Source organism: Bradyrhizobium sp. Gha, assembly GCF_900113735.1.
Taxonomy (GTDB): domain Bacteria; phylum Pseudomonadota; class Alphaproteobacteria; order Rhizobiales; family Xanthobacteraceae; genus Bradyrhizobium.
Map to the genome: position 1 here is coordinate 85606 of NZ_FOQM01000017.1, position 14444 is coordinate 100049.

The window sequence follows — 14444 nt, forward strand, 5'->3', positions numbered from 1 at the left end:
GTTACGATCGCAATCCGCCTGCAACTCTGAATGCGCTACAAAACAACAAGGCGTCTCATTGGTGGAACGACATGGATTTGCTGGCACTCGCCGATTTCAACCTCGTCGCCCGACACGGAGGCTTCGGGCGAGCCGCCCGGGCGTCTGGACGGCCGAAGGCGACGCTCTCTCGCCGGGTCTCCGAACTGGAGAGCAGCCTCGACCTGCGTCTCTTCGAGCGCGGAAGGCGCACGTTGAAGCTCACGCAGGAAGGGCGTGCGCTTCATGAGCGGACCGCTGCGTTGCTCGCCGAACTTGATGACGCGACGGCCTCGATCTCGTCAGGCAGCGACAAGCCGCGAGGCAGGCTGCGGGTCAGTGCACCCCTGCTGTTCTCGCAGACAGCAATGGGAAAGCTCGCCGCCGCCTTCGCGCTGAAATACCCCGATGTCCGGCTCGAGGTCACGACGGAGGATCGTTCCGTCGACATGATCGAGGAAGGCTACGACCTGGTGATCAGGGTCAATCCGGATCCGGATGAAACACTCGTCGGACGGGTTCTGATGCGAGACCGGCTGGTGGTCGTCGCCGGCCCCGACCTGAGGAGGCCGAAAGCCGATCGCGCCGTTCCGGCCGTCGTGCGGGGGGCAGGTGATCTGAACCCTGCCTGGGACGTGACTGCACGGGGCAGGAAAGTCCGGATCACGACCACTCCGGTGCTTCGCCTGTCGTCGCTCATCATGGTTCGCGATGCCGTACGCGCCGGCGTCGGCGCCGCGCGCCTTCCGGCGTCGCTCGTCAGTCACGATCTGAGCGCCGGCAGGCTCATCCATTGGGGCGATGTCGAGGGACCGGAAATCGCGCTCTGGGCGCTTTACCCGTCACGCAGATTGCTGAGCGCCCGCGTATCGGCGTTTCTCGATTTCTTGAAGAATGCCTTCCCCTCCGGCACGCCCGAGGAACTCGCGGCTTTCATCGATTAGCACGCGGCCCTGCCCGCGGCATCTCAGCCCGATGAAACGGCATCAATTGTTTGGAAACGCACGGCTGGTTGAACAGTTGGAACATCACGCCGGGATCATTGGTTCCCATTTAATCCAAATTGACTCAGATTTTAGCCAATTCACCAACAATCGTTAGGGTTACTTCCTCGATCTCTAAGCGAATTATTGTCCGCTTTACCCCCCGCCTCTAACACGGAGAAGGGACGGACAACGCACATGCCCCATACAGGCCAATGAGTGCGGCCCGCTCCATGCGGAGGTGGTACGATGCGCAACGAGACGATCGCTATTCACGCCGGCTATGAGCCCGAAGCCACCACGCACGCGGTCGCCGTGCCGATCTACCAGACCGCCGCCTACGCCTTCGACAGCGCCGACCACGGCGCGGCGCTCTTCAATCTCGAGGCCGAAGGTTTCCGTTACAGCCGCATCGCCAATCCGACCAGCGCCGTGCTCGAGAAGCGCATCGCACAGCTCGAAGGTGGCGTCGGCGCACTCGCGGTCGCGACCGGCCAGGCAGCGCTGCACTTCGCCCTCGTCAATGTCGCCGATCACGGCGGCAACATCGTCTCCGTGCCGCAGCTCTACGGCACCACGCACACGCTGCTCTCCCACATTCTCCCGCGCCAGGGCATCACGGGCCGCTTCGCCGAGAGCGACGCGCCTGATGCGATCGCAAAGCTGATCGACGAGAACACCCGCGCCGTGTTCGCAGAGAGCATCGGCAATCCCGCCGGCAATGTTTGCGACATCGAGGCGCTGGCCAAAGTCGCGCATGCGCATGGCGTGCCGCTGATCGTCGACAACACGGTTGCCACGCCCATCCTGCTCAAGCCGTTCGATTACGGTGCGGACATCGCCGTGCACTCGCTGACCAAGTTCCTGGGCGGCCACGGCACCACGCTCGGCGGGGCGATCGTCGATTCCGGCAACTTCCCCTGGGCTGCGCATGCTGACCGCTTCCCGGCCTACAATACGCCGGACGCCTCCTATCACGGCCTCGTCTATGCCGAGCGCTTCGGCAAGACCGCGTATATCGAGCGCGCGCGCAGCGTCTATCAGCGCACCATGGGTTCGGTGCTGTCGCCGTTCAACGCCTTCCTGCTGCTCCAGGGCATCGAGACCGTGGCGCTGCGCATGGAGCGCCACTGCGAGAACGCCCGCAAGGTCGCCGAATTCCTGCGTAAGGATCCCCGCGTCGCCTGGGTGAACTACACGGGCTTCCCGGACAGCCCATACTATCCGCTGGTCCAGAAATACCTCGGCGGAAATGCTTCATCGCTGTTCACGTTCGGCATCAAGGGTGGCATGGAAGCCGGCAAGACCTTTTATGACGCGCTGAAGCTGATCACTCGCCTCGTCAACATTGGTGATGCCAAGTCTTTGGCCTGCCACCCGGCTTCGACCACGCACCGGCAAATGCCGCCGGAGCATCAGCGCATTGCCGGTGTGCTGCCCGAAACCATCCGCCTCTCGATCGGGATCGAGCATGCCTCCGACATCATCGAGGACATCGACCAAGCCCTGGAAAAGGCCTGCCCGGCTGCGCGTCTCCAGGCCGCGGAGTAGGCACACGGGCCATGAGCGTCTTGATCGCCAAGGATCAAGGTATCGCAAGCCCGGCGCTCGTTCCGGCAGAGGGTGATCTCGCGCGCGATCGCGGCGGCGCCGAACTGACCATCGGGCTGATCAACAATATGCCCGATCCGGCGCTGAAGGCGACCGAGCGGCAGTTCATGAGACTGCTCCAGGCTGCCGCAGGGCCGCACCGCATCCGCTTCCGCTGCTTTTCGTTGCCGTCGGTCAAGCGCTCGCCGGAAGCGAAATGGCATGTCGAGAGCGAATATTGCGATCTCTCCGATCTCAAGCGTCAGAAATTCGACGGGCTGATCGTGACTGGCGCCGAGCCGGTCGCACCTGAGCTCGACCAGGAGCCGTACTGGCGCGATCTCACCGAACTGATCGACTGGGCCAGGATCAACACGCGTTCGACGATCTGGTCATGCCTCGCCGCCCATGCGGCGGTGCTGCATCTTGATCGCATCGGACGACGGCGGCTGCCGTCCAAATGTCACGGCATCTTCGACTGCGAGACGGTGAACGGTGACGCATTGACGCGCAATGCGCCGGCGCCGCTCAAGGTCTCGCATTCACGCTTGAACGAAGTCACGGAGCACGATCTCGCGCAGGCGGGCTATCAGGTGCTGACCCGGTCCGCCCTTGCCGGCGTCGACATCTTCGTCAGGCAATACGCCAGCCGGTTCGTGTTCTTCCAGGGCCACCCTGAGTATGACGCGCTCTCGCTGCAGCGGGAATATCTGCGTGACATCGGCCGCTACCTGGCCCGAGAGCGCGAGGTCTATCCCACGCTGCCGGTGGGCTATTTTGACGCAGCGACCGAAGAGAAGCTGGCGCGCTTCGAAAAGCGTGCCAAGCACCAGCGCCATCCTGCACTGACCAACGACCTGCCCGCACTGACTTTGCGTACCGATATTGCCGCAGGCAGCGCCGCCGCAGCGCTTTTCCGCAATTGGCTGCATTATCTCGGTGCGGACACGGATGCTCCGCTGCTCGCGCGCTGATTTCGGGCCGTTGGTTCCGCGGTGGAATCAGGTTCCGCGTTAGGATTACTCAAGCGTTCAGCTTGCCTTGGATGGCGCGCAAATGTTTCAGTATGGAAATATCGGAATCACAGGGAATGTACCCGTGCTGTCGACTCTCAACGGACGCTTGAGCAATCGGCTGGCTCGGCATTTCCACGCCGCGCCGCACCGTTTGCCGGCGCACGCGCCGATGGTGAGCTTCACGTTCGATGATGCCCCCGATAGTGCGGCAGCCGAGGGCGCCGCGATGCTGGAATCGCATGGTGGGTACGGCACGTTCTATCTCGCCGGCAGCCTGATTGATCAGCCTGGAGATCATTGGCGCGGCCTGTCGAGCGATGCGATCGTTCGGTTGCATCGCAGCGGTCACGAGATCGGCTGCCATACGTATTCGCATCTGCGCGCGGTCGATCTCGACGAGAGCGCGATGGCGCGCGAGATCGAACGCAACCGCAGCTATCTTCTCGGCATCGAGTCCTCGATCCGGCTCGAGAATTTCGCTTATCCCTATGGTCTCGCCTCGGTCTGGCGAAAGCCGCAACTCGCCAGGATATTCCGCTCGGCGCGCGGTATTCTTCCCGGCGTCAACAGCAACGTGATCGATCTCCAGTTCCTGCGTGCTTCGCCGCTGATCAATTGCGAGATCGATACTGATGGCGTCGACCGCTATTTTGACGAGGCGGTCGCAAGCGGCGGCTGGCTGATCTTTTACGGCCATGATGTCGTCGACGCACCGAGCCCCTATGGCTGCACCCCGGGGCTGCTGCGTCATGCGCTGAAGGCCGCCGTGACGCGCAGCATGCCGATCGTGACGGTCGCCGAGGCCCTGCGCAGGATCGGGGCGTAGCTTTTCGCCTTTCCCCTCTCGGGGAAGAGGATGGACTTGCAACGCCAGCCCCGCCATGCGACTGGCGTTGTGACGAATCTCTTGAAACCCCGCGACGCGCCCATGTCCTCCTCTTCAACCGCGCCCGCGCCGGCCGATGGCCGCGATGTGCTGTCCGTGCTGCATTCGGTGTTCGGCCTGCCGGGCTTTCGCGGGGCACAGGGCGAGATTGTCAGGCACGTCACCGATGGCGGCAATTGTCTGGTGCTGATGCCGACCGGCGGCGGCAAGTCGCTATGCTATCAATTGCCGTCGCTGTTGCGCGAAGGCTGCGGCATCGTGGTCTCGCCGCTGATCGCGCTGATGCGCGACCAGGTCGCGGGCCTCATCGAAGCCGGCGTCAACGCCGCCGCGCTGAATTCGTCGTTATCATTGCAGGAAGCCTCGGACGTCGAGCGTCGCCTGATTGCGGGCGATCTCGACCTGCTCTACGTCGCGCCGGAACGTCTGGTGACGCCGCGCTGCCTCTCGATGTTGGCGCAGGCCAAGGTGGCGCTGTTTGCGATTGACGAGGCGCATTGCGTCTCGCAATGGGGCCACGACTTCCGGCCCGAATATGTCGGCCTCTCGATCATCGCAGAGCGCTTTCCCGACGTGCCGCGGATCGCGCTGACCGCGACCGCCGACGAATTGACGCGCAAGGAGATCGTCCAGCGGCTCCAGCTGACGGATAGCCCGCAATTCGTCTCGAGCTTCGACCGGCCCAACATCCGTTACGAGATCGTCGACAAGCGCAATGCGGTATCGCAGCTGAAGGAGTTCATCCGGGAGCGCCATGCCGGCGATGCCGGTGTGGTCTATTGCCTCTCCCGCAATCGCGTCGAGGAGGTCGCCGCCGCGCTGGTTGACGCCGGTATTGCAGCGCTGCCCTATCACGCCGGACTGGACGGCGGTGTGCGCTCGCGCAACCAGGATCGCTTCCTCAACGAGGACGGCATCGTCATCGTCGCCACGATCGCCTTCGGCATGGGCATCGACAAGCCGGACGTGCGGTTCGTCGCCCATCTCGACCTGCCCAAGAGCATCGAGGCCTATTATCAGGAGACCGGGCGCGCGGGGCGCGACGGCAAGCCGTCCGCAGCCTGGATGGCCTATGGCCTCTCCGACATCGTGCAGCAACGCCGGATGATCGATGAGTCCAGTGGGTCCGATGACTTCAAGCGCGTGTCGATCGGCAAGCTCGATGCGCTGGTCGGTCTCGCCGAGACCGCCCAGTGCCGGCGCAGACGGCTGCTTGCCTATTTCGGCGAAACCCAGCATGGCGAGAGCTGCGGGAATTGCGACAACTGCCTGACGCCGCCAAAGATGCGCGACGGCAAGGTGCTGGCGCAGAAGCTCCTGTCCTGCGCCTACCGCACCGGACAACGTTTCGGCGCGATGCACCTGATCGACGTGCTGGTCGGACGCCTGACCGAGAAGGTGACGCAGTTCGGCCACGACAAGCTGTCGGTGTTCGGTATCGGGCGCGAGCTCAACGAGAAGCAATGGCGCACCGTGCTGCGACAGCTGGTGGCGATGGGGCATTTGCGGGCCGACAGCGAGGCCTTTGGCGCGCTCAAGTTGACCGACTCTGCGCGCGGCGTCCTGCGCGGCGAGACCGAGGTCTGGCTACGCGAGGAGGTGCCCGCCACGCGCGTTCGCGCCGGCCGCACGAAGTCGCGCCGCGGCGATTTGGCGCCTGCGGCGAGTGCGTCGAAGGGCGATGTCGATCCGGAATTGCGCGCGCGCTTGCGGTCCTGGCGTTCGGATGTGGCGCGCGAGCGCGGCGTGCCTGCCTATGTCGTGCTGCACGATGCCACCATCGATGGCATCGTCCGGGCCTGGCCGACCACGCTCGACGAGCTGCGCAATATCCCTGGGATCGGCGACAAGAAGCTCGAGCACTACGGTGACGAGCTGCTGCAGATCGTCCGGACGCGGTAGGGCACGCCAACAACTCCGCCGTCATCCCGGACAAGCGTAAGCGCAGATCCGGGATCCATACCGCGTGATCCATCTTAGGGCACACGCGACGACGTTCTTCGCCAAACGGCTCCCTGGGGTTATGGGTCCCGGGTCTGCGCTTACGCTTGCCCGGGACGACAGCGGTGGGGAGGCGCGGGCTGGGCTACCCTAGCCGTTCCTGAAGGCGTAGCCATAGCCGTTGAGTGCCGGCGCGCCGCCGAGATGGGCGTACAGGATCTTCGCGCCCTTCTCGAAATGGTTCTTCTTGACGAGGTCAATCAGGCCCTGCATCGATTTGCCTTCGTAGACAGGGTCGGTGATCATCGCCTCAAGGCGGGCGGTGAGACGGATCGCTTCCTTGGTTTCTTCCGACGGCACACCATAGGCGGGATAGGCGTAGTCTTCGATCAGCACGACGTCGTCTGCAACGATCTCCTTGCCCAGTTCGACGAGCTTTGCGGTGTTCTGTGCGATCGAGAGCACCTGCGCTTTCGTCTGCGCAGGCGTGAACGACGCATCGATGCCGATCACCTTTCGCGCACGGCCGTCGGCGGCAAAGCCGACCAGCATGCCGCCATGGGTCGAGCCGGTGACGGTGCAGACGATGATGTAGTCGAACTTGAAGCCGAGCTCTTTCTCCTGCTTCCGCACTTCCTCGGCGAAGCCGACATAGCCGAGGCCGCCAAACTTGTGCACGGAGGCGCCGGCCGGGATCGCGTAGGGCTTGCCGCCGGCGGCCTTCACTTCCTCGATCGCCTGCTCCCAGCTCTTGCGGATGCCGATGTCGAAACCGTCGTCGACCAGGCGCACGTCGGCGCCCATGATGCGCGACAGCATGATGTTTCCGACGCGGTCATAGACGGCGTCCTCGTGCGGCACCCAGGCTTCCTGCACCAGGCGGCACTTCATGCCGATCTTGGCCGCGACAGCCGCGATCATGCGGGTGTGGTTCGACTGCACCCCGCCGATCGAGACCAGCGTGTCGGCATTCGAGGCGATCGCGTCGGGGATGATGTATTCGAGCTTGCGCAGCTTGTTGCCGCCATAGGCGAGACCCGAATTGCAGTCCTCGCGCTTGGCGTAGATCTCGACATTGCCGCCGAGATGTTTCGACAGCCGCTCCAGCTTCTCGATGGGCGTCGGGCCGAAGGTGAGCGGATAGCGCGCGAATTTGTCCAGGTTCATGGGTTCATCCCTGATGGCGTTGTGTCGGGATGTGCTAGCATTGCGCCATAAAAAGGTGCTCTCGAATATTGCGCTCATATTGCGCGCGATCTTGCAGTAATTGAGTTTTCTAATAAGATTTCTTCCGGATTAGCACTGATTTACGGAAGCTTCTTCCATGTCCGGACGTCTCGACCGTATCGACCTCAAGATGTTGAGATTGCTGCAAAATAACGGCAGGCTGAGCAACGCCGAGCTGGCCGAAACCGTTGCGATCAGCCCCGCCACCTGCCATCGCCGCACCCAGCGCCTGTTCGAGGACGGCTTTATCGCTGCCGTCCGTGCCATGGTCGCGCCGAAGAAAGTGGCGAAGGGGACGCTGGTGATGGTCGGCGTGGTGCTCGACCGCTCCACGCCGGAGAGCTTCGCCACCTTCGAGCAGGCCATCGCCAGGCTGAAATGCGTGCTCGACTGCCACCTCGTCGCCGGCGATTTCGACTACTTCCTCAAGATCCGCGTCGGCGACATGGAAGATTTCAACCGTATCCATGGCGAGCAGCTCATTGCACTGCCCGGCGTCCGGCAGACCCGCACCTTTTTCGTGATGAAAGAGGTCGTCGACAACGCGCCACTGGAGTTCTGAGCGGTCTGGACGATCGAGGACGGCGCCTGCTGTAAGTCAGGCGCGGACCGCCAGGCAGCTCCGACAATCACTCCGCCGCCTTGCTCGCGGGCGGCGGGGGTTTCCAGGCGACGCAGCGATTGCGGCCTTCGGCTTTGGCCTGATAGAGCGCCTGATCGGCTGCGCCCATCAGTGCGTCGATGCCGGACATGCTGACGGAGGCCTCCGCAATGCCGATGCTCACGGTGACACCGAACTGCGCCTGATGAGCGCTTAGCCGGGCCGCCATCGCCTGCTTGCGAATTCGTTCGGCGACGAGCTTGGCCCGGGACAGGCTGGTCTCGGGCAGCAGAACCGCGAACTCCTCGCCACCGATGCGGCCGACGAGATCGGATTTGCGCTTGCCCTCGTTGCATGCAGCTGCAACAGCCTTGATCGCTTCGTCGCCGACCGCGTGACCGTAGCGGTCGTTGACCGACTTGAAATGATCGATATCGAGCATCAGGACGGAGACCGAGCGGTAGTAGCGCTGGAAGCGGCTCCATTCCGCATCGAGCGAACCCAGGAAGTGCCGGCGGTTGTACAGGCCCGTGAGCGGATCGGTGGTCGCCAGCCGCTCCAGCATGGTGGCTTTGTCGTTGAGATCGGTGATGTCGACATAGGTCAGCATGCGGCCGCCGTTGGACATCGTGGTGCAATGGGCCCTGATGCGTCGGCCGTCCAGCGTCGCGAGGTCGCGCACATGATCGCCGGCCTTGACCTCTTCGACGCGCCGCGCCGGAAATTTCGCCAGTTCGTTCGCCGGCAGATTGGGAGCGCTGGCGCGGTGCACGCGCCGCACCAGCGACGAATAGGCCGGCCGGCTCGCCGCCTCGTCTTCACTGACATCCCAAAAGCGCCGCATGCGCCTGTTCATGAAGGTGGCGTTCAGATCGGCATCGAGAAGCAGGACGCCATCCTGGACATTCTCCAGCGCGTCCCGCAGCTGCTTCAACTCGTCCGAGGCGCGCACGATGTCGGTCACCGGCGTATAGGTCAGCATGCGTCCGCCGTCCGGCAATGGCGTCACCTGCACGCGCACGACATCACCATTGGTTCGACGCACATCGACCGGAGCCGGGTCGCCTGCCTCGACCACGCGAACTCGTTCTTTGATGTGCGCATCGAGAGCGGGGTCCGGCACCTCGTACGCTCCGATGTTGCGTCCATGGAGGAGGAGGGTGATGATGGATGGATTGCTATCGGCAACCTCGTCGGGCAGGTGCCACATTTGACGAAACGATCGGTTGATGAGGCGCGCCCTGAGGCTTGGATCGAGCAGCACGATGCCGGTCGGCACATGATCGAGGGCGGCACGCAGAGCCAGCATCTGGGCGCGCATCAGCGAGTCGGATGAGCGCTCCTGTTCGTCGCCGGCGGCGCGCCCCACGCTCTCAGGCTGTTCAAAGGCGACCCCCACCTGGCGGTCCGATCGCCAGACCATGCGGCAGCTCTGGATAGCGCGTCCCTCGAGTCTGAGCTGGAAGCGATCGGGCACGCCGAGGCCGCTTTGCATCTCCAGCGTCGCGGCCTCCTGGGATAACCGCCGCACGACGCAATCGATGGTCGACTGGCCGTAATTGAAGATGATCTTCCCGGCCAGGAACGTCCGTTCCGGCACCAAGCGGGACATTCGCAGTCTCCAAGGCTGAACAGCATGCGACGATGCCGCCTCAATGTCGCGCAAGGTTCCTTGCGACAATCTAACGCGTTTGATGTTTTTGGATGAAGATTAACAATTGGTTGACGCACAAAGCCGATGGATTGTTGCGACAGCACTCCACCCGCGAGCCGTCAGAACGCTGCCGCTGAGTGGATTCCGCCACGACGGCACTCAGTTGCGCACGGCATACAGCGGCGTGCGCAGCGTGATCCGATAGGATGGCTTCGGCATCCACGCGATCTGCCCCGTGATCCCGAACAGGCGGTTGTCATTGTCGTCCATGCGGTCGATGTCGAGCCGCAGGATCGGCTGGGTGAAGGACTCCGCCAGCGTCCGGCCCGCGATCTGCGCGCCGCCAAACGATTGCACGCCCAAGCGTCCCGTGAACTTCCAGTTGCTCGGCCATTGATAGTAGCCGCCGGCATAGAGAATCGTGTTCGGCTTGATCCGGGCAACCGGGCTGGCGATGTCGGTGTGGGTGTATTGCACGCCGGCCAGCCAGCCGCGCGTCTCGTCCTCGTCCAGCGCGTAATCGAATTCCAGGATATTGTTGAACGAATTCGTCATGTCCTGTTCGTTCGGCACCGATTGCGTCAAGGTGGATTGCAGTGTGATGGTTGGAATCTTGCCGCCGTTCTGTTTGTAGAGGTCAGCCTGCACGCCGATATTCCAGCTCGTGATGTCGAACGCCGACCAGCCTCCGCCGACGTCCGTCGTCGAGCCCGACACGCCACCATAGAGCGACACGCGATCGCTGACGTCGACGGTCAGCGGCAGGTCGACGGCGATCGATTTCGCACTCGGCAAGCCGTTCGGCAACGTCACGCCACGTCGCACTGCAAGCGCTTCGAAGGCTGCTGACAACGAGGTGCCGCCGAAGCCGAGTCCGAGCGTGCCTGCCGGGATCGTCGCATAGGTCGTACGGAGATCGAGATAGATGTTCGGGACGGCGGGCTTGGACGGTGCGTCCTTGTCATCGTCGGCGGCGAAGGCCGCCCCCGCCGACATCGTCAGACAAAGCAATCCCTTCGCGACACCGCGCAAAGCTGAGCGGGATGATTGGCTGCGATGGGACACGTGACGATCCGACGCGTTGATGGCACTGCCGTTGATAGATGGAACGTGATCGGTTCCGTGGTCAAGTGCTATCCGCAAGCAATGGACGACGCATACCGGGCTCGACGCGCGCGTGTGATCTGCGCCCTTATTTCTCTACCGCTCGCCGCACCTGCTCGCCGATCTGCGACAGCACGAGCTGAGCCTGCGGCAGGATCGCACCCATGGCGTGGAAATTGTGGACCATCCCCTCGTGGCAGACGTGCTCGACCGGCACGCCGGCGGCGAGCAGCTTGCGCGCATAGGCGTTGCCTTCGTCGCGCATCGGGTCGAACTCGGCGGTATGGATGATTGCGGTCGGCAGCCCCGTGAGCCGCGTCGCGCGCAAGGGCGAGATGCGGGGATCGGCGGCATCGAGGCCCTTGGACAGATAATCCGACAGATCGGCCTCGATGGTGGCGCGGTCGATCAGATGCCCTTCGGCGAAGGCCTCGCGCGAGGGTGAAGTCTCCTCGAAATCCAGCACCGGGCAGATCAGGCATTGTGCGACGATGGAGAGACCGGCGCTTTGCGCCGCCTCCTGGCACACGATCGCGGCCAACGTAGCGCCTGCGGAATCGCCGCCGAGCACAAGCCGTTCGGCATCGATGCCGAGTGTTTCAGCCTCGCGCGCCACCCATTCGGTCGCCGCGATCGCGTCGTCCACGGCGGCGGGATATTTGTGTTCGGGCGCCAGCCGGTAGTCGATCGAGACGAGGCGGCAGCCCGTCGCATGCGCGAGTGCCGCTGCAATGCGGTCATGCGTCGCAATACTGCCGGCCACGAGGCCGCCGCCATGAAAGAACACGAAACCCGGCGCGCGCGCTCCGGCGGACGCGGGCGAATAGAGCCGATAGGGCAGCTCTCCGCCGGGGCCGGGCAGCATACCGTCTGACGTGGTCACGTCAGGCGCCTCGGCACGCGCGAACTGCATCAGCTTGGCCAGCGATTGACGCCGCGCCTCGACGCTCGGCCGGCTGCGCGCCTGCGGCGCGGCCGCAGCCATCATTGTCAACAAGCGCTTGGCGAGTGGATCGAGCGGCATGGGAAACTCCGTGACCTGGCCGAAACTATAACCTGTTTGGACGAGATGTCGTCCTAACCTTCCTGCGAGGGGGAGAGTTGATGCTTCGCCGCAGCAAATCGTTTAGAAGTCGGGACAATAGTACCCGGAAATTTCTCGAGGGGAGGCCTGGTATGGCCGAGATCACGAAACCGATCGACTATTCGCCGAGCTGGACCTTCTTCGAAGGCAAATGGCACGACGGCAACGTGCCGATCATGGGACCGCGCACGCATGGGGCCTGGCTCGGCTCGGTGGTGTTCGATGGTGCGCGCGCGTTCGAAGGCGTCGCGCCCGATCTCGACCGTCACATCGCCCGCGCCAATCAATCCGCGATCAATTTCGGCCTGAAGCCGGTGGTCGATGCCGACACCTGGATGACGCTCGCAAACGACGGCATTGCACGCTTTGCGCCGAATGCCGAGCTCTATGTCCGCCCGATGTACTGGGCCCAGCACGGTGCGGGTGGCGGCGTGCTGTTCGATCCCGAGACCACCAATTGGTGCCTGTGCATCTACGAGGCGCCGATGCCGAAGCCGACAGGCAATGCGATCACACTGTCGCCGTTTCGCAGGCCCACGGCCGAATGCGCGCCCGTCGAGGCCAAAGCGGCCTGCCTCTATCCGAACAATTCGCGCGCGCTGGCGGAAGCGGCCTCGCGCGGCTTCCAGAATGCGCTGATGCTCGACATGCTCGGTAATGTCGCGGAGTTCGGCAATTCGAACGTGTTCATGGCCAAGGACGGCGTGGTCTTCACGCCGGTGCCGAACGGTACCTTCCTCAACGGCATCACCCGCCAGCGCGTCATCAGCCTGCTCCGGGGCGATGGCGTCACCGTGGTCGAGAAGACGCTGCGCTATGCGGATTTCCTTGCCGCAGACGAGATCTTCTCCACCGGCAATTTTGCGAAGGTGGCGCCGGTGATTCGCATCGACGCACGCGAGCTGAAGCCGGGCCCGCTCTACAGCAAGGCGCGAAAGCTCTATTGGGATTTTGCCCATGCGTCGCAGCTGGCGGCCTGACGCTAGCCGGCCCGCCGACGAAAGCGGCTGAACTGAAACGCCTGCGTCGAATGCCACGGCGTGCGATGGGTATCGCCGCGCGTCTCGACCAGCTCGAACTCCGGCCCGAGCTCCCTTGAAAGGCTCGTGCTGTCGTGTCGCTGCACCGGCAGGCCGCTGCATGTCTGCGGACCATCGGGCGCGAAGGTGGCGATGATGACCTGTCCGTCCGCCGCAATCGCCGATCGCAGACGCTCGACGTAAGCGGCCCTGTCGCGCGGATCGGTCAGGAAGTGAAACGCGGCACGATCATGCCAGACGTCGTAGGCCTTCACCGGGCGCCACGTGGTCACGTCGGCAACGATCCAGTCGACCGCCGATGCGGCTGCACCGATTCGCTTCCTCGCTGCATCAAGGGCGTTGGCAGAGAGGTCCAGCACGGCGAGATTGCGGTAATTGTCCTGAAGCAGTGCGTCGGCCAGCCGCGATGCCCCGCCGCCGATATCAATGATGGCCGCGTCGCGATCCGGATTGGCGGCGCGAATCATCTCGATCGAGAGCGCCGGGCTATCCTGAAACCAGCTGACCTCGGCCTCGCCCTTGGTGGCGTAGACGTTGTCCCAATGCGTGGTGCGGTCGGACATGGCAGCTCCGGCCTTCGCCGGGACGGCACCGCGCAAAGGCAATGCCGCAATCAAACTGGCAGTTCGCGCGCCCGCCGCATGCGGACGCGTCGGTGCGGAGGTCTACTCGTCCTTCTTCGACATGCGCTCGAGGCGTTCCTGCATGTCCTTCATCTGCTGGCGCAGGTCGTCGATATTGCTGTCCGTCGCCGCCGGGGCGTTGGCATCGGGCTCCGGCTCCGGGGTCGTTGCCGGTCGGCCCGCATTGGGAGCAAACGGCTTGAACATCGAGAAGGTCTGCTGAAACAGCTCCATGTTGCGGCGGACCTGTTCTTCCAGCGGGGCGAAGGGCGTGCCCGACAGCGTGTTGGCGATCTGCTTGCGGAACTTCTCCTGCTCCTGGGTCAGTGTCGCGATCGACTGCTCCAGATATTTCGGCACCACCATCTGCATGCTGTCGCCGTAGAAGCGGATCAGCTGGCGCAGGAAGGTGGTCGGCAACAGGTTCTGGCCGGCCTTGTTCTCCTGCTCGAAGATGATCTGGGCAAGCACCGAGCGGGTGATGTCGTCGCCGGTCTTGGCATCGTAGACCAGGAAATCTTCGCCATCTTTGACCATGGCGGCGAGGTCTTCCAGCGTCACATAGGTGCTCGTCCCGGTGTTATAGAGCCGGCGGTTCGCGTATTTCTTGATCGTGGTGGGTTGGTCTGATTTCGCCATGGGCTCTCACTTGCAGCACTGAGAACGGGAACCTGCGG

The 14444-nt window shown here is 63.6% G+C and carries 13 protein-coding genes; 7 read left to right on the forward strand and 6 right to left on the reverse strand.

Features of this window, described 5'->3' with window-relative positions; genetic code table 11:
* Positions 1 to 71 precede the first annotated feature (71 nt).
* The 5 genes from BM222_RS20875 to recQ all read left to right on the forward strand — a co-directional run bounded on the left by BM222_RS20875 (position 72) and on the right by recQ (position 6395).
* Entirely contained in the window at positions 72 to 962 is an 891-nt protein-coding gene (locus tag BM222_RS20875) for a LysR family transcriptional regulator (protein WP_092231230.1), read from the forward strand.
* Between the two features lie 288 nt (positions 963 to 1250).
* The gene (locus tag BM222_RS20880) at positions 1251 to 2552 is read left to right on the forward strand and encodes an O-acetylhomoserine aminocarboxypropyltransferase/cysteine synthase family protein (protein ID WP_092231233.1); all 1302 of its coding nucleotides are present in this window, start codon (positions 1251 to 1253) and stop codon (positions 2550 to 2552) included.
* Between the two features lie 11 nt (positions 2553 to 2563).
* Entirely contained in the window at positions 2564 to 3565 is a 1002-nt protein-coding gene (metA, locus tag BM222_RS20885; protein WP_092231236.1) for a homoserine O-succinyltransferase MetA, read from the forward strand.
* A gap of 124 nt (positions 3566 to 3689) precedes the next feature.
* Complete coding sequence (locus BM222_RS20890; RefSeq protein WP_177243345.1) at positions 3690 to 4433, forward strand: polysaccharide deacetylase family protein; 744 nt, start codon at positions 3690 to 3692, stop codon at positions 4431 to 4433.
* 102 nt (positions 4434 to 4535) lie between these two features.
* A complete protein-coding gene (gene recQ / locus BM222_RS20895) occupies positions 4536 to 6395 on the forward strand; it encodes a DNA helicase RecQ (protein ID WP_092231247.1) in 1860 nt (619 codons plus the stop codon).
* Positions 6396 to 6584: 189 nt separating this feature from the next.
* On the opposite strand, the gene BM222_RS20900 is transcribed toward recQ, so the two are convergent.
* Positions 6585 to 7601: a 1-aminocyclopropane-1-carboxylate deaminase gene (locus BM222_RS20900; RefSeq protein WP_092231250.1), complete on the reverse strand. Its 1017-nt coding sequence runs from the start codon at positions 7599 to 7601 to the stop codon at positions 6585 to 6587.
* A gap of 157 nt (positions 7602 to 7758) precedes the next feature.
* Here BM222_RS20900 and BM222_RS20905 point away from each other — a divergent pair, with 157 nt between their 5' ends.
* Entirely contained in the window at positions 7759 to 8223 is a 465-nt protein-coding gene (locus tag BM222_RS20905) for an Lrp/AsnC family transcriptional regulator (RefSeq protein WP_092231252.1), read from the forward strand.
* 67 nt (positions 8224 to 8290) lie between these two features.
* Here the strand turns inward: BM222_RS20905 and BM222_RS20910 are convergent, their stop codons facing one another.
* The 3 genes from BM222_RS20910 to BM222_RS20920 form a co-directional block, all read right to left on the reverse strand.
* Positions 8291 to 9874 (reverse strand): sensor domain-containing diguanylate cyclase, encoded by a 1584-nt coding sequence (locus BM222_RS20910; protein ID WP_092231255.1) that lies wholly within the window; start codon positions 9872 to 9874, stop codon positions 8291 to 8293.
* Between the two features lie 201 nt (positions 9875 to 10075).
* The gene (locus tag BM222_RS20915) at positions 10076 to 10948 is read right to left on the reverse strand and encodes a hypothetical protein (protein WP_092231259.1); all 873 of its coding nucleotides are present in this window, start codon (positions 10946 to 10948) and stop codon (positions 10076 to 10078) included.
* A gap of 160 nt (positions 10949 to 11108) precedes the next feature.
* Positions 11109 to 12044: an alpha/beta hydrolase gene (locus BM222_RS20920; protein WP_092231262.1), complete on the reverse strand. Its 936-nt coding sequence runs from the start codon at positions 12042 to 12044 to the stop codon at positions 11109 to 11111.
* A 152-nt stretch (positions 12045 to 12196) separates the two neighbouring features.
* Between BM222_RS20920 and BM222_RS20925 the strand changes: the two genes are divergently transcribed.
* A complete protein-coding gene (locus BM222_RS20925) occupies positions 12197 to 13084 on the forward strand; it encodes a branched-chain amino acid aminotransferase (protein WP_092231265.1) in 888 nt (295 codons plus the stop codon).
* Positions 13085 to 13086: 2 nt separating this feature from the next.
* On the opposite strand, the gene BM222_RS20930 is transcribed toward BM222_RS20925, so the two are convergent.
* Together BM222_RS20930 and phaR are read right to left on the reverse strand one after the other, a co-directional pair.
* The gene (locus BM222_RS20930) at positions 13087 to 13707 is read right to left on the reverse strand and encodes a class I SAM-dependent methyltransferase (protein ID WP_092231431.1); all 621 of its coding nucleotides are present in this window, start codon (positions 13705 to 13707) and stop codon (positions 13087 to 13089) included.
* A 102-nt stretch (positions 13708 to 13809) separates the two neighbouring features.
* On the reverse strand, positions 13810 to 14406 hold the full coding sequence (gene phaR, locus BM222_RS20935; protein ID WP_092231269.1) for a polyhydroxyalkanoate synthesis repressor PhaR: 597 nt from the start codon (positions 14404 to 14406) through the stop codon (positions 13810 to 13812).
* Between the last annotated feature and the right edge of the window lie 38 nt (positions 14407 to 14444).